Annotated in this window: 9 protein-coding genes; all 9 read left to right on the top strand. The window is 51.0% G+C overall.

Annotated features, from left to right (window positions below; all coding sequences use genetic code 11):
- Positions 1-67 precede the first annotated feature (67 nt).
- The 9 genes from sigW to MKY66_RS26305 all read left to right on the top strand — a co-directional run bounded on the left by sigW (position 68) and on the right by MKY66_RS26305 (position 26,027).
- Positions 68-634, top strand: coding sequence for an RNA polymerase sigma factor SigW (gene sigW, locus MKY66_RS26345; protein ID WP_036614044.1), 567 nt, complete (start codon positions 68-70; stop codon positions 632-634).
- 136 nt (positions 635-770) lie between these two features.
- Positions 771-1,385, top strand: a complete 615-nt coding sequence (locus tag MKY66_RS26340; protein WP_036614042.1) for a zf-HC2 domain-containing protein — start codon at positions 771-773, stop codon at positions 1,383-1,385.
- A gap of 311 nt (positions 1,386-1,696) precedes the next feature.
- Positions 1,697-2,533, top strand: a complete 837-nt coding sequence (gene cdaA / locus MKY66_RS26335; protein WP_017692119.1) for a diadenylate cyclase CdaA — start codon at positions 1,697-1,699, stop codon at positions 2,531-2,533.
- Entirely contained in the window at positions 2,526-4,019 is a 1,494-nt protein-coding gene (locus MKY66_RS26330; RefSeq protein WP_076217239.1) for a CdaR family protein, read from the top strand. The genes cdaA and MKY66_RS26330 overlap by 8 nt, the downstream gene beginning before the upstream one ends.
- Positions 4,020-4,091: 72 nt before the next feature.
- The gene (glmM, locus tag MKY66_RS26325) at positions 4,092-5,432 is read left to right on the top strand and encodes a phosphoglucosamine mutase (protein ID WP_076217240.1); all 1,341 of its coding nucleotides are present in this window, start codon (positions 4,092-4,094) and stop codon (positions 5,430-5,432) included.
- 698 nt (positions 5,433-6,130) lie between these two features.
- The gene (gene glmS / locus MKY66_RS26320) at positions 6,131-7,963 is read left to right on the top strand and encodes a glutamine--fructose-6-phosphate transaminase (isomerizing) (RefSeq protein WP_076217241.1); all 1,833 of its coding nucleotides are present in this window, start codon (positions 6,131-6,133) and stop codon (positions 7,961-7,963) included.
- 1,168 nt (positions 7,964-9,131) lie between these two features.
- A complete protein-coding gene (gene ectB / locus MKY66_RS26315) occupies positions 9,132-10,415 on the top strand; it encodes a diaminobutyrate--2-oxoglutarate transaminase (protein ID WP_076217242.1) in 1,284 nt (427 codons plus the stop codon).
- A gap of 293 nt (positions 10,416-10,708) precedes the next feature.
- A complete protein-coding gene (locus MKY66_RS26310) occupies positions 10,709-10,867 on the top strand; it encodes a hypothetical protein (protein ID WP_339806390.1) in 159 nt (52 codons plus the stop codon).
- Between the two features lie 115 nt (positions 10,868-10,982).
- The gene (locus tag MKY66_RS26305; protein WP_339806388.1) at positions 10,983-26,027 is read left to right on the top strand and encodes an amino acid adenylation domain-containing protein; all 15,045 of its coding nucleotides are present in this window, start codon (positions 10,983-10,985) and stop codon (positions 26,025-26,027) included.
- Positions 26,028-26,044: the final 17 nt, after the last annotated feature.

The raw sequence follows: 26,044 nt of genomic DNA, 5'->3' as shown, positions 1-26,044 counted from the left end.
GGTGAATTACAAGTGTGGACGGGTATCAGAAGACGGAAGACCCATCAGCATGTCTGGGGGAATAAGGGTGGACAATTTGGAGAACAGGCTTATTAAACTGGTGCTCAAGGGCGACCAAAGAGCCTTTGCAGAAATCGTTGAACTATATAAGGACAAGCTATTTCATTTGGCATACCGGATGCTGAACAATCGTCATGAAGCTGAAGACGTTGTGCAGGAGACGTTTTTGCGTGTGTTTCGTAATATGGAGAAGTACGACCCGAACCAGAAGTTCTCAACCTGGATCTACCGGATCGCAACCAATCTGTGTATTGACCGACTGCGCAGAAAGAAACCTTCATACTCTTTGGATGCTGAACTGAATGATCAGGAAGGATCTGATGGTTATGCGATGCTCCCGAGTGATGATCGTACACCGGAGAGTGAAGCGCTCCTGTCAGAAACGCAGACACTCATTCGTGAGGCCATTGACAGTTTGCCAGCCAAGTATAAGTCCGTTATGATTCTGAGATATTTACAGGACTTGTCGCTACAGGAAATCAGTGACGTGACAGGTATGCCCGTAACAACGATCAAGACACGCGTTCATCGGGGCCGTGATTTTCTACGTAAAAAATTGGAGTATAAGTTATAAATGTTAAACGCCTTTAAATATGGGCGAAATTATTTGAAACATATCCGAAACGGATGCGTATGTAATGTATGCAAGTCTTATGCGTGCTTTTTAATGGCACATGGACTAAGTGATTTAAGAAAGGATTGGCTCTCATATGGATTGCAACTCGGCCGTCTCTTTAATGCATGAATGTTTGGATGAGTCGTTGTCCCCGGCCCAGAAGGTTGAACTGAAAAGTCACCTTGTGATCTGTCCGGATTGTCGCATGCGCTTTAAAGAGTTGGAACAGACGGAAATGTTACTCTTTGCCATGAAACACTATTCACCGTCTGCCTCTGATGAGCTGACCAATCGAATTATGAATGCTCTGCCCCAGCCCAAGAGACAGCAAGCATGGCTCAAATGGGTCAAAGGACATCCCGCGCTGACGGCGGCAGCCTTCTTTTTGGTCGTGATGCTCTTTAGCGCCTTGAATTTCTGGAATCAGAATAACGAGATGGTTGTTAAGGGAAATAATCTGGACCAGATCGTGATTCAGGGTAACACGGTTATTGTTCCTGAAGGTAAGTCAATTGCTGGCGATCTTACGATAGAAAATGGAACCGCACAAGTATATGGTGATGTGAACGGCAATCTGACGGTTATCGACGGACAACTGTTTCAGGCTTCAACGGCGCATATTTCAGGTCAGGTGAAAAGTATTGATCAGGCGCTGGACTGGTTCTGGTACAAAATAACCAATATGGTAAATGAAGTGGCTTATCGCTAGAACAGGGTAAAATCTTCAATGGTATATACCAAGCAGGGTACCTCCAGATTGCATGGGGTACTCTTTTTTTATACGAAACTTTGTAAATCATGGGAAATGTGATGTTTATGTGCAGTTTGAGACTGCCGTAACTTGCAACCTGAACGTTAACGTTATAACCTAGATACTAAAGAGAACATACTACTACATATAGATACGCATTTTGCACAAATCGAATGATGCAAAACGCGGAGACAAAGGATTATATAAAATCCTAATGGGTTAATATGAGATCAGGGTTACTCATCAATGGGGATAGCGGGGGCTGGCTTATGAATTATTTTGCTGACTTAACGTGGACAGAGTCCATTAAGGACGTTATCGATATATTGATCGTTACCTATATTATGTACAAACTGATTTTGCTTGTGCGGGGGACACGTGCGGTTCAGCTCCTGAAAGGGATTCTGTTCCTTGTGCTGATCTGGGCATTAAGTACGTGGCTAAACCTGTATACGCTCAAATGGTTAATGAACCAGATGTTTACGTTTGGTGTTGTTGCGGTGTTCATTATCTTTCAGCCGGAACTGCGTCGTGGTCTGGAGCAATTGGGACGCGGTAAGCTGTTTGGACGTTCAGCGGCAGCGAGTGATGAAGAATTAACCGTGTTAATTGGTGAGATTATTAAGTCAGTTAATTATTTGTCACGGCGTAAAATTGGCGCTTTGGTCGTATTTGAACGTGAAACGGGTCTGAACGATTACACGGAATCGGGCATTAAGATGCACTCTCTGGTCAGCTCGGAGCTGATGATTAACATCTTTATTCCAAATACACCGCTCCATGATGGAGCCGTTATTATACAGGGAAAACAGATTTCGGCGGCAGCTTGTTATTTGCCATTATCAGAGAATCCTTTTATCAGTAAGGAATTGGGAACACGTCATCGTGCAGCAATCGGGATTACCGAAGTTGCAGATGCGATCTGTTTGGTTGTCTCCGAGGAGACAGGACAAGTGTCACTTGCAATGAATGGACAGGTCGTTCGTGATATTAAGGAAGAATCGCTGATTGCCAAACTGTATGAGGAGTTGCGCCCTACATCCAATCTGAAAAAGAATGGCTGGACAACCTTCTGGAAACGGAAGGGAGGACGTAACAATGGATAAGTGGTTTAACAATAATAACTTTGCCAAAATACTTGCGCTTGCGGTGAGCCTGCTGCTCTGGTTCATGATTCATCTGGATGAGGTACCAACCACTCCTACGATTACAACAGGGACAACCAACAAGGTTGTGGAACGTACGGTGCCTGTTCAACCTTATGGATTAGACAACAACAGCTATGTGCTTACTTCATTAAGTACGGATGAGGTCCGGCTTGAGATCAAAGGACAGCGCTCGATGCTAACATCGATTTTTACGAATGATGATTACAAGGTACTGGTCGATCTGAGTCAGGTGAAAGATGGGTCCAATACACTGCCACTTGTACCTGATCTGCCTTCCGGGGTAGAAGTGGTCAGCATGGAACCTTCCATGGTTACGGTGAACGTAGAAAAATTGGGCACCAAATCCTTCAATGTGAATATTGTACCCGAAGGGGAACCATCCGCCGGATACAGCGCTGGAACGCCCGTAATTGAACCTTCGACGCCGGTTAAGGTAACTCTGCCCGAAGGACAACTCGAGGCTGTAGCGAAGGTCCAGGGCAGTGTGAGCGTGAAAGATGTCAAGGAAGATGTCATACAGAAAAAAGTGAAACTTCAAGCATACGATGCTGAGGGCAAGGTCCTTGAAAATGCGATTATAACGCCTCAAACGGTTGAAGTCCGGGTTCCGGTCAATCAGCCCTATACATCTGTACCCTTAAGAATCAAATATTCGGGACAGCTTCCGGAAGGCCTGGTACTCTCCACGGTAGAGCCAAGCGTGAAAGAAGTCTCGGTTTATGGATCAGAGGATGCGCTTGCGGGTATACAGGCCTACGACCAAGTAACCCTTGATCTAACGCAGTTTGAGCAGTCAGGTACGTCAACAGTTAACGTGGACTTGACGCCGCCTTCCGGTTTTGAGAAAATCGAGCCTAGTTCGATTCAGATCAAGGTAACCATATCCCCATTTGACGAGGCAGAGGAGACTACCAAAGTCTTTCCGAGCGTCCCCATCACACTTACCGATGCGGGGAATGGGCTGGAAGGTACACTCGTTACGCCTAAAAGTGGCGGTCTGAACCTCACACTCACAGGCTCAGCTAGTATGCTTGAGGGTCTAAGTAGTGATGATCTCACGTTAACCGGGGATCTTGCTGGACTTGCGGTCGGAACGCATGAGATCAAGCTTGAAGCCGATCTGCCCCGTTATGCCAAACTGGATGAATCATCCACTGCATTAAGTGCGACGGTCAAAATTAGCGAAAAGGCTGAAGACACCACTACCACTCCTGGCGAAGAACCGACGGACGAGGGAACGGTAGCACCTGACCCTTCACCAGCCGAGGTCGAAAACGGGGAAACGGAGCCTGTTCCTGATGAAGAAGAAACGGAATCGAATACGGATACTCAGGATCAGGGCCAACAGGGGAGCACAAGCAGTCGAGGTAATTTAAATAATAATAACAGCGGTACTGGCAGTAAAAGTGGCGCGAATCCGTAAACGTTCTAATTTTAAAATTCTCAAAAAATAATAATAGTGCTCGTATATGATGCGAATAGAAGGAGTTAAATCATGGGGAAATATTTTGGTACAGACGGTGTAAGAGGGGTTGCCAATAAAGAGTTAACGGCAGAGCTGGCTTACAGCATTGGACGTTGTGGTGGTTACGTGCTTGCAGGTGGTGTGGAAAGACCAAAAGTGGTTATCGGCATGGATACTCGTATCTCGGGATTGATGTTGGAATCCGCACTGGTTGCAGGTCTGTTGTCCATTGGCGCTGATGTGATCCGTCTGGGCGTTGTATCCACTCCTGGAGTGGCGTATATTGCACGTTTGTTGAAAGCTGACGCGGGCGTGATGATCTCCGCTTCCCACAATCCGGTTGAGGATAACGGAATCAAGTTCTTTGGCGGAGATGGCTTCAAGCTGTCTGATGAAACAGAGAACCGGATTGAAGAACTGATGGATGCGGAGACAGATCAATTGCCACGGCCAGTAGGTGGCGGTCTGGGTACTGTAACGACAGATGAAGAATCCCGTTATCGTTACCTTGATTTCCTGAAAACGACTGTAAATGAGTCGTTCTCTGGACTTAAAATTGTTCTGGACTGTGCAAACGGAGCAGCTTATGAACTGGCACCAAAATTGTTCAGTGAACTAGGTGCAGAAGTCATTGCCATTGGCGCTGAGCCTAACGGCCTGAATATTAATGAGCAATGTGGATCAACTCATCCAGAGAACCTGAAACAAGAAGTGCTTAAACATAAAGCAGATCTGGGTCTTGCTTTTGACGGGGATGCGGATCGTCTGATTGCTATTGATGAGACAGGCGCTGAGGTGGATGGAGACTTCATTCTGTGTATCTGCGGTGATGCGATGAATCGTGCAGGCAAGTTGAAGGACAGTACTGTTGTATCGACCGTTATGAGTAACATCGGATTCTACAAAGCAACAGAGAAACTTGCACTGAAAACAGCTAAAACGGCAGTAGGTGATCGTTATGTGATGGAGGAAATGCGTCGCGGCGGTTACAACTTGGGTGGAGAACAATCTGGCCATGTTATTTTCCTGGATTACAATACAACTGGAGACGGTATGCTGACTGCGATTCAACTCGTGGATACGCTCAAGGCTTCCGGTAAAAAACTGAGTGAACTAAAAGCGCTAATGACCCAGTACCCACAAGTATTGGTGAATGTGCGTGTTGAAGATAAGAGCAAATACGAGGGCAATGCTGCAATCGAGCAGGCTATTGCTACAGTAGAACAGCAACTCGGCGATAATGGACGTGTACTCGTTCGGGCTTCAGGTACTGAATCTCTGATCCGTGTTATGGCGGAAGGACCAGATAAAGACGAACTTGAACAATTTGTGTCTCACATCGCAGATGTAGTGCAAAAAGAACTGGTATAGGACTGGAAGATGTAAGAGATACGGAATTTTTGAATTACCTCTAATGATGGATATTCCTGCGTCCCGGCCTGATGAGACCATAGGTCCGTTTATCCGGTCGGGATTGTAGGTAAATATGCTAAAATTGTCACAGGTACTTTGCTCCATTGCAAAATGGACCTGACGTGCATATAATGAGTGGAGTTGTCATTCAGACACAGAAAGTGAGGAACGTAAGGTTACAGTTACACAAGCGCCAGAGCTTGGAGTTGCGCGGGATGATGTTGATCAGGATTTCTTCTAGGTTGAAGAACGGCTGATTAAGATCAACGGCAATCAAGCTGACGAGGTGGAGGTGTTCGGATTGTTCGGCGGGGACCTCCCGGTGAAGCACCAGAGCCGTAAACCGGATTGCGGAAAATGGATAGGTGACTGTCCACACAACGCGCCGGTGCAGGTGCAAGAGTTAAACTAAAATTCAAATGAATGTGCGTGAAGAGCGTAAACAGTACGCGGACGGGAAAATGATGTACATTCATGATTGCATTCATAACACTTATGATGACAGCGGGGCTACACGAGGTCGCTCTGATCATTGATAATTGAATAAGTACCAAGTATTCATGAAACGCTAGGCAATCACTCATTTTTCCGATGTGCCGCCTCTGCCTGTTTATCTTCGTGACACAGTATTCATATACAAACGGAGGAAATAAATTATGTGCGGTATTGTTGGATATATTGGTAATAAGAACACTCAATCGGTATTGGTTGAAGGATTGAAGAAACTTGAGTATCGTGGTTATGATTCTGCAGGTATCGCAGTATTCACACCAGAAGGTCTGCAAATCACAAAAGCTCTTGGTCGTCTTGCGAACCTTGAAGCCAAGCTGGATGGTGCACCACTGGTAGGTAATGCCGGAATCGGACATACACGTTGGGCAACTCATGGTAAACCATCAGATGAGAACTCTCATCCACACACAGATGGAAGCCAGAAGTTCTCTGTTGTGCATAACGGTATTATTGAGAACTACCTGGATCTGAAGGATGAATTGATGGCTCAAGGTCACACGTTCACTTCCGAGACAGATACTGAGGTTATCTCTCACCTGATCGCACGTGAATACAATGGTGATATCGTCAAAACAGTTCAAAAAGTGATCACGTTGTTGCGTGGCGCATTTGCACTGGGTGTATTGACAGAGCATGAGCCTGAGAAACTCGTAGCTGTGCGTCAAGCAAGCCCATTGATTATTGGTATTGGTGAAGGCGAGAACTTCATTGGTTCCGACATCCCGGCAATTCTGGAACATACACGTAACGTGTACATTCTGAATGATGGTGAAATGGCTGTATTGACACATGATGCTGTCGAATTGATGACGATTGAAGGCAACTTTATTTCTCGGGAAATGATTCGTGTCGATTGGGATGCTGTAACCGCAGAAAAAGGCGGATTCGAGCACTTCATGCTGAAAGAAATTCATGAGCAACCAAAAGCATATCGTGATACTATGCTGGGTCGCATCGATAATGAAGGCAAAAAAGTTCAACTTCCTGAGTTGAAAATGACTGAAGAACAAATTAAAAATATCCGTAACGTTCAAATCATTGCATGTGGTACAGCGTACCATGCAGGTCTGGTTGGACGTACAGTGATTGAGCAATTGGTACGTATTCCGGTTGAAACAGATGTGGCTTCCGAGTACCGTTACCGTTCCCCAATCGTGCACAAAGATACACTTGTAATCGTAGTGAGCCAATCCGGTGAAACTGCCGATACGCTTGCTGCATTGCGTGAAGCACAATCCAATGGTGCACATGTACTGGCAATCACAAACGTAGTGGGCAGCTCCATTGCACGTGATGCAGATGATGTTATTGCAACATTGGCAGGTCCTGAGATTGCAGTAGCTTCTACCAAAGCGTATACTTCGCAGTTGATCGCGTTCAACTTGCTTGGTCTGTACCTTGCACAAGTTCGTGGTACGCAATCTGCAGAAGAGATTGCACACACGCTGGCAGCAATGCAAGCATTGCCTGAGCAAGTGGAGTCCATGTTGGAGCAAGCGGAGGCAATCAAAGGATATGCAGAGCAAATCTCCAAACATGAACATCTCTTCTTCATTGGTCGTGGTCTTGACTACGCAGTAGCTCAAGAAGGATCATTGAAACTGAAAGAGATCTCTTACATTCACTCCGAGGCGTATGCTGCCGGTGAGTTGAAACACGGTACGCTTGCATTGATCGAAGACGGCATCCCTGTTATTGCTTTGGCAACTCAGGAGAACGTACTTGAGAAAACAGTGAGCAACATCAAAGAAGTGAAAGCACGTGGTGCGGATGTACTGGCAATTACGTACGAAGAGCACGTAGCACCATTGCTGAAATCCGTAGACCAAGCGTTTGCAATTCCTAAGACGCTGCCATTGCTAAGCCCTGCTTTGTCTGTAGTTGCGCTGCAATTGCTGGCATACTATGCTTCCCTGGCACTGGGTCATGATGTGGATAAACCACGTAACCTGGCGAAAAGTGTAACGGTTGAGTAAGGTATTCTGTACAAATTAGTTTATTTTCCAATGATAAATAGGTGTAGAACCATTTACAAAAGTATGGAACTACACGAACTGTTGTCCAATGACATGGATAATGGGTTGATCAATAGATTCAGTAAATTAATAAAGTATAAACAAAATAATGGTCCTGATGACTCTAAGTCATCAGGACTTTTTTGATGTTTCAGGAGGGTGGTTCTGAATATTAGAACCACCTTATTTGTGTTTGTACATTGTAAACCGTAAGTGCCAATATATCCCCAAGAAGGATGTGGATCGGGCATAAAAGATCATTTTAACGATAAAGGAAGATGACTGAACGTGACTGGAACATCTTTCAGCGACTTACAAAATGGTATGCCAAGAAGCAACAATTTGCTGAATGAAGAAGCTTATTACGCGAAGTGAAATCATTGTCTGTTTAACTTGGATTCAGAACGTCATTGGTAATCTATATGTAAATGAGTGAAGGACATCGGAAAGCGTATAAGGGAAAATCTCACGTACGGTTTGATGAGGAGGAGCATAATATATTTACCCTTTATTCTAACAGAGTTGTTGAGAAGAAGGCGTGATACAAAACGATGTCGGCTGCCATCCGTGTGGGTGCTGCGGCAAGCTTCCAGCCAGGCTTTCAGAAATTGGTCAGGTAATCAAGTTAAGTTAATGCAAAGTGCAAGGATTCGAAACACTGGCAAAGATTATTGAAAGGTAATATATACCAAATTATCCTGTTTCACGGATGAATGTCAACACGCGTCGAATTCCTCGATTGATGTAAAACCAATTCTCAACGTTTCTTCGCTATTCACTCTTTTTAACGAAAAATGTTAACACATTATGTTCCATAAACCAAATTTAACAATATAATGACTATATTTAACAAAAATTTCACTATACATTCTTGTAAATTTTGATATAATTCAACCTAGGTCTTATTCCCTATTATTCTAATAAATGGAATTGTAGGGTTTTTTATACCCATCCAAGCTGTGTGCGAGAGACCAGTCTACTGGCTAACCAACAAGCCGGGATGCGGAGACCAACAATTGTGGAAAATGACAGCCTAGAATATGTTGCTCCATGACGTCAGAAGGTTCAGAAAGGAAGGTTCAGAAAGATGGAGCCAACCTTATCCCAATTCCGATGGAGGATGAAGTGAGTGAGCATTTTTGAAAAGCTGGAATCCAACGTAAGATCTTACTGCAGAAGTTTTCCGGTGGTATTCGACCGGGCCAAGGGAGACCTTTTATATTCTGAGGACGGAAGAGCATATATTGATTTCTTTGCAGGTGCCGGGGCACTCAATTACGGCCATAACAACGATTATATTAAAGACCGGGTTCTCGATTACTTGACTTCCGACCGGATTATGCACGGTCTGGATATGTATACAATGGCCAAACGTGAATTCATCCAGAGCTTCTCAGAGCGGATCCTGGAGCCGAAGAAGCTGAATTACAAGCTTCAATTCTGCGGTCCAACAGGGACGAATGCGGTGGAAGCGGCCCTGAAGCTCGCACGCAAGGCGAAGAAGAGAAGTGGAATATTCGCATTCATGGGTGGCTTCCACGGCATGTCGCTCGGCAGTCTGTCGGCGACAAGCTCCAAGTCCATGAGAGAAGGGGCGGGGCTTCCTCTGGACGGAGTTACGTTCATGCCACACCCGAGCGGGGCTTTCGCAGAAATGGATACGCTCGGCTATATCGAGAATATCCTGACTGATTCGCACTCTGGAATCGATAAGCCGGCCGCGATCCTGCTTGAAACGGTACAAGCCGAAGGCGGAATTCACGTTGTCGACGCGCAGTGGCTACGCGAGCTGCAGCAGCTTTGCCGCAGGCACGATATTCTGCTCATTACAGACGAGATTCAAGTAGGGTGCGGCCGGACAGGCGAATTCTTCTCCTTCGAACGTGCGGGGATCGAGCCGGATCTCATTACCCTGTCGAAGTCGATCAGCGGGTACGGCCTGCCAATGTCCCTCCTGCTGTTGAAGCCCGAACTGGATATCTGGACGCCAGGCGAGCACAACGGCACCTTCCGCGGCAACCAGCTGGCTTTTGTGGCCGCGAAGGCTGCTCTCGAGTTCCGGGACAGAACCGAACTGGAAGCTCAGGTGAAGCAGAAGGAAGAGTATGTGCGCTCGTTCCTTGATCAAGAAATCAAGCCTCTGCATCCGTCCATCGCCATCCGCGGACTCGGCCTGATCTGGGGTATTGACGTCTCGGGGTTCATGGATGAAGCCGGGGCGAAGCGGGTGACGGATATCAGCTTCGAGAACGGGCTCATCATTGAAAGAGCCGGCAGAGGAGATTGTGTGCTGAAGATCATGCCTCCGCTTACCGTCTCGATGGAGCATCTGACCGCCGGCTGCGCCATTATCAAGTCCAGTATGCAGCAGGTGATCTCTCAGGAGACCAAGGATTTGTTAGTAACGACCTAAGCTTGGCCAAGCCGATGGCCGCCCCCGGCAAGAGGCATGAAAGTGCCTTCCGGAAGGCGTGCGGACTTGATGTTAAGGTAGCGCTTTCTCCTCATGCTACCTGCGGTAACGTCAATCAGCATGGAATTCTCCGGCAATCCAAGGGCAGTACCGTTCGTGCCATACGGAGCATTCCTTGAGTCTCATGCAGTACCCTCGTTAAATATAATCGTCAGGAAAAGCTCACTACCCCGCAGCCGAATCTTTACTTATCCACACCAGGGCTGTGGGGGAATAAGCAAATCGTACATAGAGTGTATCAATACCCCTTAAACATAGGCTTCGTCAAAGGCAGCTCGGGTGCCAAATCAGGAGGTACGGTCGACTTCCTGCTGGACGGCTGGAACCCTGCGGCAAGCCTTACATCGACAGGAGGAACATTCCTTGTCGTCTATCCCCAAATCCAATTCTGAATCCCATGTTAAACCAAATCCCGTCTTCGGGTGACTCGTCGGCAGCAATCTTATTGAAGCAGAGGAGTCCGAAGTAACCGCATCTCTTGCGTAGAACGATGCTTGTTGTTGTCAGATGTTTGAAAAGGAGAGGAGCGAGGCTGGAGCGTTGCTTCGGCATATGCTCTGCCGGATTGCTTTTACCGATGAAGAGAGGGGAACGATCCAGATGGCTTTTGAAAAAGAAACGTTGTTTTGGAACGAAAAATTCGGTAGTGACGATTATACCTTGACGCGGTTGCCTTACAGCAAAGCTCCAAACTCCCTGGTGCCCAATGTGAAAACCGTTGACGGTCCGCTTTCGGAGGAAGCGGCGCAGCGCGTCCTTCAAATGAGCAAGGGTGCTCCGCTGGCTGCTTTTATGATTTTGCTCGCTGGTGTTCAGGCACTCTTGCATAAATATACAGGAGCTTCAGACATTCTGGTCGGCATGCCGGTTGTGCCGAAAAAGGGGGAGACCCGTCGATCCGTTAATCATATGGTCATTTTGAAAAACTCGCTTTCGGTGGGGGCAACTTTTAAAACGCTACTGAGCGAACTGAGGACTTCCTTGCCGGAAGCGATTCAGCATCAACATATTCCGTTCTTGAAAATGACGGAGAAGCTGGATCTGCAATATACAGAAGGGATACCCATCGTCCATACGCTAGTATCCCTTAAGGAGCTGCATCTGGACGAAATTGGGCAAAACGTGGTCACGGACTGTTCATTTGAATTCAGTTTAACCGGTGGGACGATACAGCTAGCGCTGTCATATAACGAGCACTTATATGACTCCGAGTTCATGAATCGGGTCGTCGGCCACCTGAATCGCCTGCTGTCCGTGGGGCTTTATGAGCTGGAGTTGGACATCGTGCGAGCGGACATGCTGTCGGAGGACGAAAAATTTCAATTACTGCAAAGCTTCAACGATACCGAGAAGGACTATCCTCGTGATCGGACGATTCATCAGCTTGTGGAGGAGCAAGCGAAGCGTGTGCCCGAGGCGACTGCGGTTGTCTTTGAGGGGCAGCGGCTTTCATACGCAGAGTTGAACGAACGGGCAAACCAGCTGGCGCGTACGCTACGATCGGTCGGTGTGCTGCCCAATCAGTTGGTAGGCTTGATGGTCAGGAGATCACTGGAGACGGTCATTGGCATTCTGGCGGTTCTGAAAGCTGGCGGTGCCTACGTGCCGATCGATCCGGAGTACCCGGAAGAACGTATCCGCTACATTCTGGAGAACTCGAACGCGCAGCTGCTGCTGACTCAAAGAGAGCTGTTACAGCAAGTCCCGTTTGAAGGGACCGTTTTGGCGCTTGATGACGAGCAGGCCTATAGCGGCGATGGCTCGAACCTGGAGGCGGTCAGCGGTCCAAACGATCTTGCTTATGTCATTTATACGTCAGGTACAACGGGCAAACCCAAAGGGGTCATGCTGGAGCATCGTGGTTTGGTCAGCTTGAAGCTGATGTTCGCAGACAGGCTGGGCATCACGGAGCATGACCGGATCGTTCAATTTGCGAGCTTGTCCTTCGACGCATCCTGCTGGGAAGTGTTCAAAGCACTCTATTTCGGCGCGGCTTTGTACATCCCGACGGCCGAAACAATTCTCGACACTCGTCTGTTCGAGAGTTATATGAACGAGCATGCGATTACGGCGGCGATTTTGCCTCCGACGTATAGCGCTCATTTGAACCCGGATCGTCTTCCCAACTTAACAAAGCTTGTAACGGGAGGTTCGGCCGTATCGGCTGAATTCGTGCAGCAGTGGAAAGCGAAGGTTCACTATTTCAATGCTTACGGCCCAACCGAAGCTTCGATTGTTACAACGCTTTGGGATGCGGATGAGCAGCAGCCGGAGCGCAGAGTCATTCCGATCGGGCGCCCGCTGGCTAATCATCAGATTTTTATTTTGGATGCCCACCTGCAACTTGTGCCTCCGGGAGTGGACGGCGAGCTGTGCGTGGCAGGCGTTGGGCTTGCGAGAGGTTACCTGAACCAACCGGAGCTGACGGCAGAGAAGTTTGTGGAACATCCGTTTGCGCCGGGAGAACGCCTTTACCGGACAGGAGATCTCGCCCGCTGGCTGCCGGACGGAAATATGGAGTACTTGGGCCGGATCGACCATCAGGTGAAAATCCGTGGATTCCGAATCGAGGTCGGTGAGATTGAAGAGCAGCTTCTGAAGATCGACTCGGTGCAGGAGACGATTGTAATCGCGCGGGAAGGCAAAAGCGGGCAAGAACTGTGCGCTTACCTGGTCGCGAGCCTCCCTCTTACGCTCGGCGAGCTGAGAAGCGCACTGGCGCAAAAATTGCCGAATTACATGATTCCGGCGCATTTTGTTCAGCTTCCGCGGATGCCGCTCACGCCGAACGACAAAATCGATCGTAAGGCTTTACCTGCCCCGGAAGGAAACGCATTGACTGGCGGCGCGTACGTAGCTCCCCGCAATGAAGCCGAGCGAACGCTTGCTGATGTGTGGCAGGCGGTATTAAACGCTGATCGTGTTGGGGTAACGGATCATTTCTTTGAGCTGGGCGGAGACTCGATCAAGTCCATTCAAGTATCTTCGCGGCTTCATCAAGCCGGGTACAAGCTGGAAATCCGGGATTTGTTCAAATATCCGACGATTTCACAGCTCAGCCTGCATGTGAAACCGATCAGACGTACCATCGATCAAGGCGAAATAACGGGTGAAACGGCATTGACGCCGATTCAGCATTGGTTTTTCGAGAGTTCCTTTGCAGACCCGCATCATTTCAACCAGTCGGTGATGCTGTACCGGAAGGATCGCTTCAACGAAGAGATAGTGTATCAGGTGCTGCAAAAGCTGGCCGAGCATCATGACGCCTTGCGCATGGTGTTCTGCAAGACGGAACAAGGGTTTGGTGCGTTAACCCGAGCGATTCAGGATGGTGGACTGTTCACGCTTGACGTGTTCGACTTTAAGGATGCGGAGAATCCCACACAGGCTGTGGAAGAGAAGGCAACGGACATTCAAGCAGGCATCGATCTGGTGAACGGGCCCCTTATGAAGGCGGCACTGTTCCAGTGCGAGGACGGAGATCATTTGTTGCTCGCGGTTCATCATGCCGTGGTAGACGGCGTGTCTTGGCGCATTTTGATGGAGGATTTCGCTCTAGGTTACGAGCAGATTGGCAAAAGCGAGGGAATTCGTTTCCCGGCGAAAACAGATGCGTACCGCACTTGGTCCGAGCAGCTGGCTGCTTACGCGCAAAGTCCGGAGATGGCAAAGGAACGGGCCTATTGGCAGGCCGTGGAACAAATGGAGGTTCTGGCCGTGCCGAAGGATATGGAGGCGGACGTTACGACGCAGCATGACAGCGAATCGCTGTTTGTCCGTTTGACTCCCGAAGAAACGGAGCTGCTACTGAAGCGGGTTCACCGTGCCTACAACACCGAAATGAATGATATTTTGGTAACGGCGCTCGGCATAGCCTTACGCAAATGGACGGGGCATGAACGGGTGCGGATCAATCTCGAAGGACACGGACGTGAATCGATCGGAACGGATATCGACATCACGCGTACAGTTGGCTGGTTTACGACCAAGTTTCCGGTCGTCCTGGAACCGGAAACCGACCGAGATTTGTCATATCAGATTAAACAGGTCAAGGAAAACTTGCGCCGTATTCCAAACAAGGGGTTAGGGTACGGCATATGCCGCTATCTCTCGAAATTGGAGGATGAATTGGTTTGGGGCGCAGAGCCGGAAATTAATTTTAACTACCTCGGCCAGTTCGACGATGATGTCGACCAGGACGAGATCGGCATATCTTCTTATTCCAGCGGCAGCCCGGCTAGCGACCGGCAGGCCCGCAGCTTTGTGCTGGATATCAACGGTATGGTGCTGGACGGCGCTTTATCGCTCGATCTCAGCTACAGCCGGAAGCAGTATCGCAAGGAAACGATGGAAGCCCTCGCTCAGCGGCTTGAGCAGAGTCTTCGAGACCTCATTATCCACTGTGCAGGCAAAGAAAACACTGAATTGACGCCGAGCGACGTGCAATTTAAAGGCTTGACCATTGCAGAATTGGAGCAAATCGCCCAGCGCTCGGGCCATCTCGGGGAAATCGAAAATATTTACTCACTTACGCCGATGCAGAAGGGGATGTGGTTCCACAGCGCGCTTGAACGGCAAACGGCAGCTTATTTTGAGCAGACGCGGTTTACGATGCGGGGAGCGCTCGACGTCCAGCTTTTTGAGAGGAGTTGGATGGAACTTGCGAAACGTCATCTGGTGCTGCGGGCGAATTTTGTGAAAGGACCGGCGGGCGAGCCGTTGCAAATCATATACCGCAACAAACCGGTCGGTTTTGAATATGAAGAGCTGCTTCATATGCAGATGGACGAGAAACAAGCTTACTTGGATAAAAAGGCCGAGGAGGACAAGCTTCGCGGCTTCGACATGGAACATGACGCGCTCGTTCGGTTCACGATCCTGCGCACCGAAGAGCAAAGTTATCATGTACTGTGGAGTTTCCAACATATTTTGATGGACGGCTGGTGCCTGGCTCAGCTGACACAGGAGCTGTTTGAGGCATACTCGGCCTTGGCATCCGGCGAGCAGTCAGCGGGAGATAAGGGATCGGATTATGGCGCCTATCTCGAATGGTTGGAGAAACAGGACGATCAGGCGGCATCAAGCTATTGGATGGCATTCCTGGCAGGTTATGAAGGGCAAACCGTACTCCCGGGACAAAAGGAAGTGGCGCCCAACGGCAGATTTACGGCTGATCACGTCACCGCCGAGCTGGGCAAGGACTTGAGCGAGCGGATGGACCGGGTGGCGAAACAGCGCCTGGTTACGGTCAATACACTGCTGCAAGCTATTTGGGGCGTGATGCTGCAAAAATATAACGGAACAAACGATGCCGTATTCGGTAGCGTCGTGGCCGGAAGACCGGCGGAAATCCCGGGCATTGAGTCGATGATCGGGCTGTTCATCAATACGGTGCCGGTCCGGGTCACGAGTGAAGCGGACACCGTGTTCGCCGACCTGATGGCGAAGCTTCAAGAGCGGGCGCTGGAGTCCGGGCGTTATGATTACTATCCGCTGTATGAAATTCAGGCCCGCAGCGTGCAAAAGCAGAACCTGATCAACCATATCATCGCTTTTGAGAACTATCCGGTGGACGAGCAGATGGAGCAGGCGGGGGACCAGCAGCACGGCGACCTGACGATTGCTGATGTTCAGATGGAGGAGCAGACAAACTATAACTTCAACGTCACCGTGGTGCCGGGAGACGAGATTGAAATTCGGTTCGACTTTAACGCAGAAGTGTTTGATAAAGATAGCATTGAGCGGCTCAAGGGGCATCTCGTTCATTTGCTGGAGCAGGTGGCGGATAACCCGGAAATTACCGTGGGTGAGCTGGAACTTGTGACGGAGGCGGAAAAAGCTGACCTTCTCGGTCGTTTTAACGACACCACAACGGAATTTCCGCGCGGGAAAACGCTCATTCAATTGTTCGAAGAGCAGGCGGAGCGCATCCCGGATGCAGCTGCCATCTCCTTGAATGGGCAAGAGCTGACCTACCGCGAGCTGAACGAACGCGTTAACCGCCTTGCTCGTACCTTGCGTAGCCACGGGATATCCAAAGGCCGCCTGGTCGCCATTATGGCTGAGCGTTCCATCGAAATGGTGGTGGGTATGCTGGCGGCACACAAAGCCGGTTCGGCTTACGTACCGATTGACCCGGAATATCCCGAGGAGCGTATCCGTTTCTTGATCGAGGATTCAGGTGCGCAGGTCATGCTGACGCAAAGCCGATTACGCGAGCGCCTAGCTGGTTCGGACTCCGTGATCTTACTGGATGACGAGTCCTTCTATCACGAGGACCGCACAAATCTAAATTCGGGCAACGAAGCGACAGATCTGGCTTGCATCATCTATACGTCAGGCACGACGGGCAAGCCAAAAGGAAACCTTGTTTCGCACCGCAATATCGTGCGGATCGTGCGAAATACGAATTATATCGACATCACTGAGCGGGATCATGTCCTCCAGCTTTCGAGCTATTCGTTCGACGGAGCGATTTTTGATATTTTCGGTGCTTTGACCAACGGGGCACGGCTGGTGCTGGTTCCCCACGAGACTTTGCTGGAAATCGGCCAGCTGGCGGATCTCATCCAGCGCGAGCGAATCTCGGTCATGCTGATCACGACGGCTTTCTTCAACGTCCTTGTGGATGTGAACGTCAACTGCCTGCGGGATGTCCGGGCGATTTTGTTCGGAGGAGAGCGCGTGTCGGTCGGCCATGTGCGTAAAGCGCTCGCCCATATCGGACCGGGCAGGCTCAACCACCTGTACGGCCCATCAGAAAGCACGGTTTATACCACGTATCTTCCAGTCGACTTTGTCGATGACTCCGCGGTTACCGTACCCATCGGACGGCCGATCAGCAATACGACGGTGTATATCGTCGACAGCAAGAATAAACTTCTGCCGATCGGCGTGGCCGGGGAGCTTTGCGTCGGCGGAGAAGGCTTGGTACAGGGCTACAATAACCGGCCGGAGCTAACGGCGGAGAAATTTGTGGACCATCCGTTTGTGCCGGGAGAGCGCATGTACCGGACAGGGGATTTGGCAAAATGGCTACCGGACGGCACGATTGAATACGTGGGGCGGACGGATGATCAAGTGAAAGTCCGCGGCTTCCGTATTGAGCTAGGCGAGATCGAAGCTCAGCTTCAGAAAGTGCAGGGAATTCGGAAAACGACGGTATTTGCGCGGGAAAACGCCTCTGGCGAGAAGCAACTTTGCGCCTATTATGAAGCGGACCGTGAGCTTCCGGCGGCCGAGCTGAAGAGCGTTCTTTCCCAGGAACTTCCTGCCTATATGATCCCCGCGTACCTGATCCAGTTGGAACGGCTTCCGCTGACGACGAACGGCAAGGTTGACCGCCGCTCCCTCCCGGCACCTGAGGAGAGCTTGTTGCCGGGCGAAGGACATACTCCGCCTCGGACTCCGTTGGAAGCCAGCTTGGCTGAAATATGGAAAAGCGTGCTCGGATTGGAACACATCGGGGTTCATGATAACTTCTTTGACTTGGGCGGCCATTCCCTGCGGGCAACGACACTGGTGAGCAAGGTGCATCAGGAGTTGAACGTCGAGTTGCCTCTGCGCGACGTATTCCGCTACTCAACGATCGAAGAGATGGCTCTCGCCCTCTCCCGGATTGAAGAGCAGTTGTTCTCGTCGATTCCGCTGGCAGATGAAAGAGCGTATTATCCACTTTCCTCAGCTCAGAAGCGGCTGTTTATCCTGAATCAGCTGGAAGGAGCCGATCAGAGCTATAACATGCCGGGTGTGCTGCTGCTCGAAGGATCGATTGACCACAGCCTGCTGGAGAAAGCTTTCCGCGGACTGATCGAACGTCATGAAACGTTGCGAACCGGATTTGAGATCGTGCAAGGCGAAGCGGTACAGCGAATTTACGAGAGCGTTGATTTTGCCGCTGTGTGTCGACATGCAAACGAGGAAGAAGCATCTGCAATCGTGCAGGCTTTTATCCGACCTTTCGACTTGGCGAAGCCACCGTTGCTGCGTGCCGAGCTCGTAGAGCTGGCAGCCGATCGTTATTTACTGATGTTTGACATGCACCATATCATCTCCGACGGGGTTTCAATGGACGTGTTCGTTGAGGAACTCGTTCGTTTGTACGGCGGCGAGTCATTAGAACCTTTGCGCATTCAGTACAAGGACTATGCGGTATGGCAGCAATCGGACGAGCAAAAAGTGCAATTGAAACGCGAGGAAGCTTACTGGCTGGACCGTTACCGGGGCGAGCTGCCGGTTCTGGAAATGCCAACGGACTACCCGCGTCCTGCTGTACAGAGCTATGAGGGACATACGCTGACGTCTTTTGTGGACGAGGCAACGAACGAAGGCTTGAAGCAGCTAGCCGCTCAAAGAGGAACGACGCTATATATGGTGTTGCTTGCCGCATACACCGTGCTTTTGCATAAATACACAGGTCAGGATGATTTGATCGTTGGCACGTCGATTGCGGGCAGAACGCACGGCGATATGCAGCCCTTGATCGGAATGTTTGTTAATACGCTGGCGATCCGCAATTATCCGGCTTCGGAGAAGACCTTCCTGTCGTATTTGGAAGAAGTGAAAGAAACGACCATAGGCGCTTACGAGCATCAGAATTATCCGTTCGAAGAACTCGTCGATAAAGTGCAGGTTAGCCGGGATTTGAGCCGCAACCCGCTGTTTGACACGATGTTCTCCTTGCAAAACCTGGAGGAGTCAGAGTTTGAGCTGGAAGGGCTGAAATTGTCCCCGTACCCTAGTGAATATGGTATGGCCAAGTTCGACCTGAGTGTGGATGTTACGGAAGAAAATGGCGGATTGGAGTGCAACTTTGAATTCGCAACGGCTCTTTATAAAGAAAGCACGATCCGGCGGCTATCGATTCATTTTGGACATTTGCTTGCGGCGATCGTAACCCGTCCAGATGCGAAGATTGCCGAGCTGGACTTGCTGACGGCAGAGGAAAAAGAGCAAATTATCGGCGCGTTCCACCCGGCGCAGTCGGAAGTGGCTCCTGTGGCGGCGTTCCACCGCCTGTTCGAGGAACAGGCGGAGAGCACTCCGGAAGCGGAGGCGGTCGTGTACGAAAACGATCGGCTTACGTATGCGGAGCTGAATGAACGGGCGAACCGCCTGTCGGCAACGCTGCGCGCAAGTGGAATCGGCCGGGAGGAGATTGTTGGCATTCTCGCCGAGCGTTCGGTCGATTTGCTGGTGGCCGTGCTGGCGGTCTGGAAAGCGGGCGGGGCGTATATACCGCTTGACCCGGATTATCCGGCAGACCGCGTGCGATTCATGCTGGAAGACAGCGGAGCGAAGGTGCTGTTGACACAAACGCCGCTGCGAGAGCGTGCCGAAGCCTGGCTCGGCGAAGAGGAACTGTCACTGGCGAAGGTGCTGTACCTCGACGACGAAACGTCATACAGCGAAGAACGGGAGAATGCACCGCTTGGCTCCAGCATGGTTTCCGGTAAAGTCTCCAGTAAGCTGACGGGTGCTGTGAACGGTGGTGGCGAGAGTCATCCAAATGATGTTGATGTTGTTGATATGGACAGCTTCCATGAAGCTCGTCCAGAGGATTTGGCCTATGTAATCTACACGTCAGGTACGACGGGTAAGCCAAAGGGTGTAATGATCGAGCACCGCAGCCTGGTGAACACGGCAGCGGGTTACCGACGGGAATACCGGTTGGATCAGTTCCCGGTAAGGCTGTTGCAACTCGCAAGCTTCTCGTTTGACGTGTTCGTGGGTGATATCGCACGCACGTTGTACAACGGAGGCACCATGGTCATTGTACCGAAGGACGATCGGATCGATCCGTCTCGTCTGTACTATTGGATAGAGCGGGAGCGAGTGACGATTTTTGAATCAACGCCGGCGCTGATCGTGCCGTTTATGGAATACGTGCACGAGCAAGGGCTGGAGTTGAGCGAGATGGAGCTGTTGATCACTAGCTCGGACAGCTGCAGTGTGGCAGATTACCGGACCTTGCAGGAACGGTTCGGCCCGTCGTTCCGCATTATTAACGCCTACGGTGTGACGGAAGCGGCAATTGACTCCAGTTTCTATGATGAGGAGTTGGCGAAGCTGCCGCAGACAGGCCATGTGCCGATTGGCAAAGCGTGGTTGAATGCGAAGTTCTACATCGTGGATGCACATCTGAATCCCGTGCCCGTCGGGGTTCTGGGCGAGCTGGTTATCGGCGGGGTTGGCGTGGCAAGAGGGTACTTGAACCGTCAAGAGCTGACGGAAGAGAAGTTCGTAGACAGCCCTTTCACCGCTGGTGAGCGGTTGTATCGAACGGGAGATTTGGCGCGGTGGATGGAGGACGGCAACGTGGACTTCATCGGTCGGATCGACAATCAGGCGAAAATCCGGGGTTACCGGATCGAGACGGGTGAGATCGAGTCGCAGCTGCTGCGGGTGGAAGGTGTGCGCGAAGCGGTGGTGCTGGTTCGAAGTGATGCGAACGGGCAGAAAACGCTGTGTGCGTATTACACGCCGGATACTGGTGCGAGGCTGTTGGTGAACGATCTGCGCAGTGCGTTGGCACAGGAGCTGCCAGGTTACATGATCCCGTCGTACTTCGTGGAGCTGGAGCGCCTGCCTCTGACGCCGAACGGGAAACTTGACCGAAAGGCGCTGCCAGCGCCGGAAGGAGAAGCGGGAAGCGGAACACAGTACGTCGCACCACGCAATGAGCTGGAAATGAAGCTGGTAGTTATTTGGCAGGAAGTGCTGGGGCTTACGAAGGAGATTGGTATTCACGACAACTTCTTCGACATCGGTGGCCACTCCCTGCGCGCGACAACGTTGGTCAGCAAGATTCATAAAGACTTGAACGTGGATCTGCCACTGCGCGACGTGTTCCGCCATTCCACGATCGAGAGCATGGCTGCCGTCATTTACCGGCTGGATGAGCAGACATTTGTTGCCATTCCGGTGGCGGATGACCGAGAGGTGTACCCTCAATCTTTTGCTCAAAAACGTCTCTTTATCCTGAATCAGCTGGAAGGTGCGGAGCTTAGCTACAACATGCCGGAAGCGATGCTGCTGGAGGGTGCTTTGGACCGGGCAAGGTTCGAAGAAACGTTCCGCAAGCTGGTGGCGCGGCATGAAATGTTGCGCACCGGGTTCGAAATGGTGGATGGCGAAGCATCACAGCGGGTTTACCAGGACGTGAATTTTTCGGTGGAGTTCTATCAAGCGGATGAGCAAGAGGTCGAAGCGGTGGTTCACGGTTTCGTCCGTCCGTTTGACTTGGCTAAGCCACCGCTGTTGAGGGTGGGCCTTGTTGAACTGGCTCCGGAACGCCATATTCTGATGTACGACATGCATCATATTATTTCTGACGGCGTTTCGATGGAAATCTTTGTTGAAGAATTTGTGCGTTTGTATGGTGGAGAGCAATTGGAGCCGCTGCGCATTCAGTACAAAGACTACACCGTTTGGCAGCATTCGCAGGAGCAACAGGAACGGCTTCAGCATCAGGGGGCGTATTGGCTGGACATGTTCCAGGGCGAGCTTCCAGTGCTGGAAATGCCGACCGACTATCCACGTCCTGCTGTACAGAGCTATGAGGGCCAAACGATGGAGTTTTTCTTCGACGCTTCAAAAACCGACGGCCTGAAACAGCTGGCTTCGGAAACGGGCACGACGCTGTTTATGGTGCTACTTGCGGCGTATAACGTGCTTTTGCACAAATATTCAGGTCAGGAAGACGTGATCGTTGGTACGCCGATTGCCGGAAGGAATCATGGAGATGTGCAGCCGTTAATCGGGATTTTCCTAAACACGTTGGCGATTCGCAGTTATCCGGCTTCGGAGAAGACATTCCTGTCATACCTGAACGAAGTTAAAGAAACAACTCTGCACGCCTTTGAGCATCAAAACTATCCGTTCGAACAATTGGTGGACAAGGTGCAAGTGACCCGGGATTTAAGTCGTAATCCACTCTTCGACACGATGTTTACGATGCAAAATACGGAGAATGAGCAATTTGAGCTGGAAGGGCTTCGCCTGATTCCTTATCCGAGCGTACTGGATACTGCGAAGTTTGATATCAGCTTGGATGTGGGAGAGGAAAACGGCGGATTGGATTACAGCTTCGAATATGCGACGGCTCTTTATAAAAGGGAGACGATTGAACGGCTGGCAAAACATTACGAGCAGTTGCTCGTGACAATTGTAAACCATCCAGATGCGAAGATTGCGGAGCTGAACTTGCTGACAGCAGAGGAAAAAGAACAAGTTCTCAGTGCGTTTAACCCGGCGCAGCCGGAAGAGGCTCCTGCGGCGGCGTTCCACCGGTTGTTCGAGGAACAGGCGGAACGCACACCGAAAGCGGAAGCCGTCGTGTATGAAAATAACCGCCTAACGTATGTGGAGTTGAACGAACGAGCGAACCGCTTGGCGGCTACACTGCGCACAAGTGGCATCGGCCGGGAGTCAATCGTTGGCATTCTCGCCGAGCGTTCGGTGGACTTGCTGGTGGCCGTGATGGCCGTCTGGAAAGCGGGAGGGGCGTATATACCGCTTGACCCGGATTATCCGGCGGACCGTGTGCGGTTCATGCTGGAAGACAGCGGAGCGAAGGTGCTGTTGACACAAACGCCGCTGCGAGAGCGCGCCGAAGCCTGGCTCGGCGAAGAGGAACTGTCACTGGGGACGGTGCTGTACCTCGACGATGAAGCGTCGTACAGCGAAGATCGGGAGAATGCACCGATGGACTCTGGTATGGTTTCAGGTCTGGTCTCCGGCGAGCTGACGGGTGCTGTGAACGACCGTAATGAGAGTCATCCAAATGATGTTGATGTTGTTGGTATGGACAGCTTCCATGAAGCTCGTCCGGAGGACTTGGCGTACGTCATCTACACGTCGGGAACAACTGGTAAGCCCAAGGGTGTAATGATCGAACATCGCAGCCTGGTGAACACGGCAGCGGGTTACCGACGGGAATACCGGTTGGATCAGTTCCCGGTAAGGCTGTTGCAACTCGCCAGCTTCTCGTTTGACGTGTTCGTGGGTGATATCGCGCGGACGTTGTACAACGGAGGCAGCATGGTGATTGTGCCGAAAGACGACCGGATTGATCCGTCTCGTCTGCACTACTGGATAGAGCGAGAGCAAGTGACGATCTTTGAATCAACGCCGGCGCTGATCGTGCCGTTTATGGAATACGTGCACGAGCAAGGGCTGGAGTTGAGCGAGATGGAGTTGCTGATCACAAGCTCGGACAGCTGCAGCGTGGCAGATTACCGTACCTTGCAGGAACGGTTCGGCCCGTCATTCCGCATCATTAACGCTTACGGCGTAACGGAAGCGGCAATCGACTCCAGTTTCTATGACGATGAGTTGGAGAAACTGCCGCCGACAGGTCATGTGCCGATTGGAAAAGCGTGGTTAAATGCGAAGTTTTACATCGTAGATGCACATCTGAATCCCATACCGGTCGGGGTGCTGGGCGAGTTGGTTATCGGCGGCGTTGGGGTAGCACGTGGGTACTTGAACCGTCCAGAGCTGACGGAAGAGAAGTTTGTAGACAGTCCTTTCACTGCGGGTGAGCGATTGTATCGCACGGGAGATTTGGCGCGATGGATGGAGGACGGCAACGTGGACTTCATCGGCCGGATCGACAATCAGGCGAAAATCCGGGGGTACCGGATCGAGACGGGTGAGATCGAGTCGCAGCTGCTGCGGGTGGAAGGTGTGCGCGAAGCGGTGGTGCTGGTTCGAAGTGATGCGAACGGGCAGAAGGCGCTGTGTGCGTATTACACGCCGGATACTGGTGCGAAGCTGTTAGTGAACGATCTGCGCAGTGCGTTGGCACAGGAGTTGCCAGGTTACATGATCCCGTCGTACTTCGTGGAGCTGGAGCGCCTGCCTCTGACGCCGAACGGAAAGATGGACCGGAAGGCGCTGCCGGCGCCGGAAGGGGAAGCTGGAAGTGGAACGGAGTACGTCGCACCGCGCAATGAGCTGGAAACGAAGCTGGCGGTAATTTGGCAGGAGGTGCTGGGACTTACGAAGGAGATTGGCGTTTACGATAACTTCTTCGACATCGGCGGCCACTCCCTGCGAGCAACGTCACTGGCAGGCAAGGTATTTAAGGAACTAAACGTCAACCTCCCGCTGCGCGACGTATTCCGTCACTCGACGATTGCGGCGATGGCCGATGCGATTGCCCGGATGGAACGGCGGGAGCATGAGGCCATTCCTCAAGCGGAAGAGAGAGAGTACTACCCTCTGTCCTCTGCGCAGAAACGGCTGTTTATTCAGCACACGCTGGATGGAGCGGATCAGCTTTACAACATGCCGGAACTGGTGCAGGTGGAAGGCAAGTTTGATTTAGACCGGTTGGAAGCCGCATTGCGGAAACTGATAACACGGCATGAATCGCTGCGCACCGGTTTTGAAATGGTGAAGGGCGAAGCGGTCCAGCGGATTTATCCGCAGGTCGATTTTGCTATCGAGCATCATCAAGCGGTTACAGAGGATGCAGCTCAAGTTGAGCAGATCGTCCGCAACTTTGTTCGTCCGTTTGATCTCGGCAAGCCGCCGCTGCTGCGCGCCGGAGTCGTCGAACTGGAGCCGAACCGGTATATTCTCCTTTTCGATATGCACCATATTGTGTCGGATGGCGTATCTATGGCGATTGTGATGGATGAGTTCTCGAGTTTCTACGCCGGGGAAGAACTGCCGCCACTACGCATTCAATATAAGGATTATGCTGTTTGGCAGCAGTCGAAGGCCCACCGGGAGCGGATCGGACGGCAGGAAGCGTACTGGCTGCAAACCTTCGAAGGTGAGCTGCCAACGGGGGATCTGCCGATGGACTACGAACGTTCTACAGTTCGCAACTACGAAGGCGCGCATCTGGAGTTCGATGTCGAAGTTTCTCTCTCTGAGCGGCTGCGTGAATTGGCGGCCGAGCGTGAAAGCACGCTGTACATGGTACTGCTTGCGGCATATACCGTGATGCTGTCCAAGTACAGCGGGCAGGAAGACTTAATCGTAGGCACCCCGGTGGCGGGAAGAACTAACGCCGATTTGGAGCCGGTCATCGGCATGTTTGTTAATACACTGGCGCTCCGCAGTCGTCCGTCAGGCGAAAAAACGTTCCTGTCCTACCTTGATGAAGTGAAGGAAACGGCTTTGGGAGCTTTTGAGAATCAGGATTATCCATTCGAAGAACTCGTGGAGCGTTTGAATGTGAAGCGAGAACCAGGCCGATTCCCGTTGTTCGATGCCGTTTTTGACTTGCAAAATATCGAAGAACGAGATGCCGAGCTGGAAGGCGTCAGCCTGAAGAATTACGAGCTTGACCATTTGGAAGAAGCGAAGTTTGATCTGACGCTGTTTATGTATGAAAACGAAGGGGCACTGAGCGGGGGCTTTTTCTACGCCACCAAACTGTTCAAAGAAACGATGATCCGCACCTTAACGGAGGATTACCTGCGGGTACTTTCTCAAATTGCGGAAAATCCACAACTTGAGCTAAGTCGGATTGAATGTCATAAACCGGCGGCAGGCGCAAAGAGTGCCGTCGATACGATCGAATTCGCGTTCTAATATTACAAGCGTGCTCC

The sequence above is a fragment of the Paenibacillus sp. FSL R5-0766 genome, from assembly GCF_037971845.1.
GTDB lineage: Bacteria > Bacillota > Bacilli > Paenibacillales > Paenibacillaceae > Paenibacillus.
The sequence above is the reverse complement of the archived record's forward strand: the minus strand, read 5'-3'. Positions and strand labels throughout refer to the sequence as shown.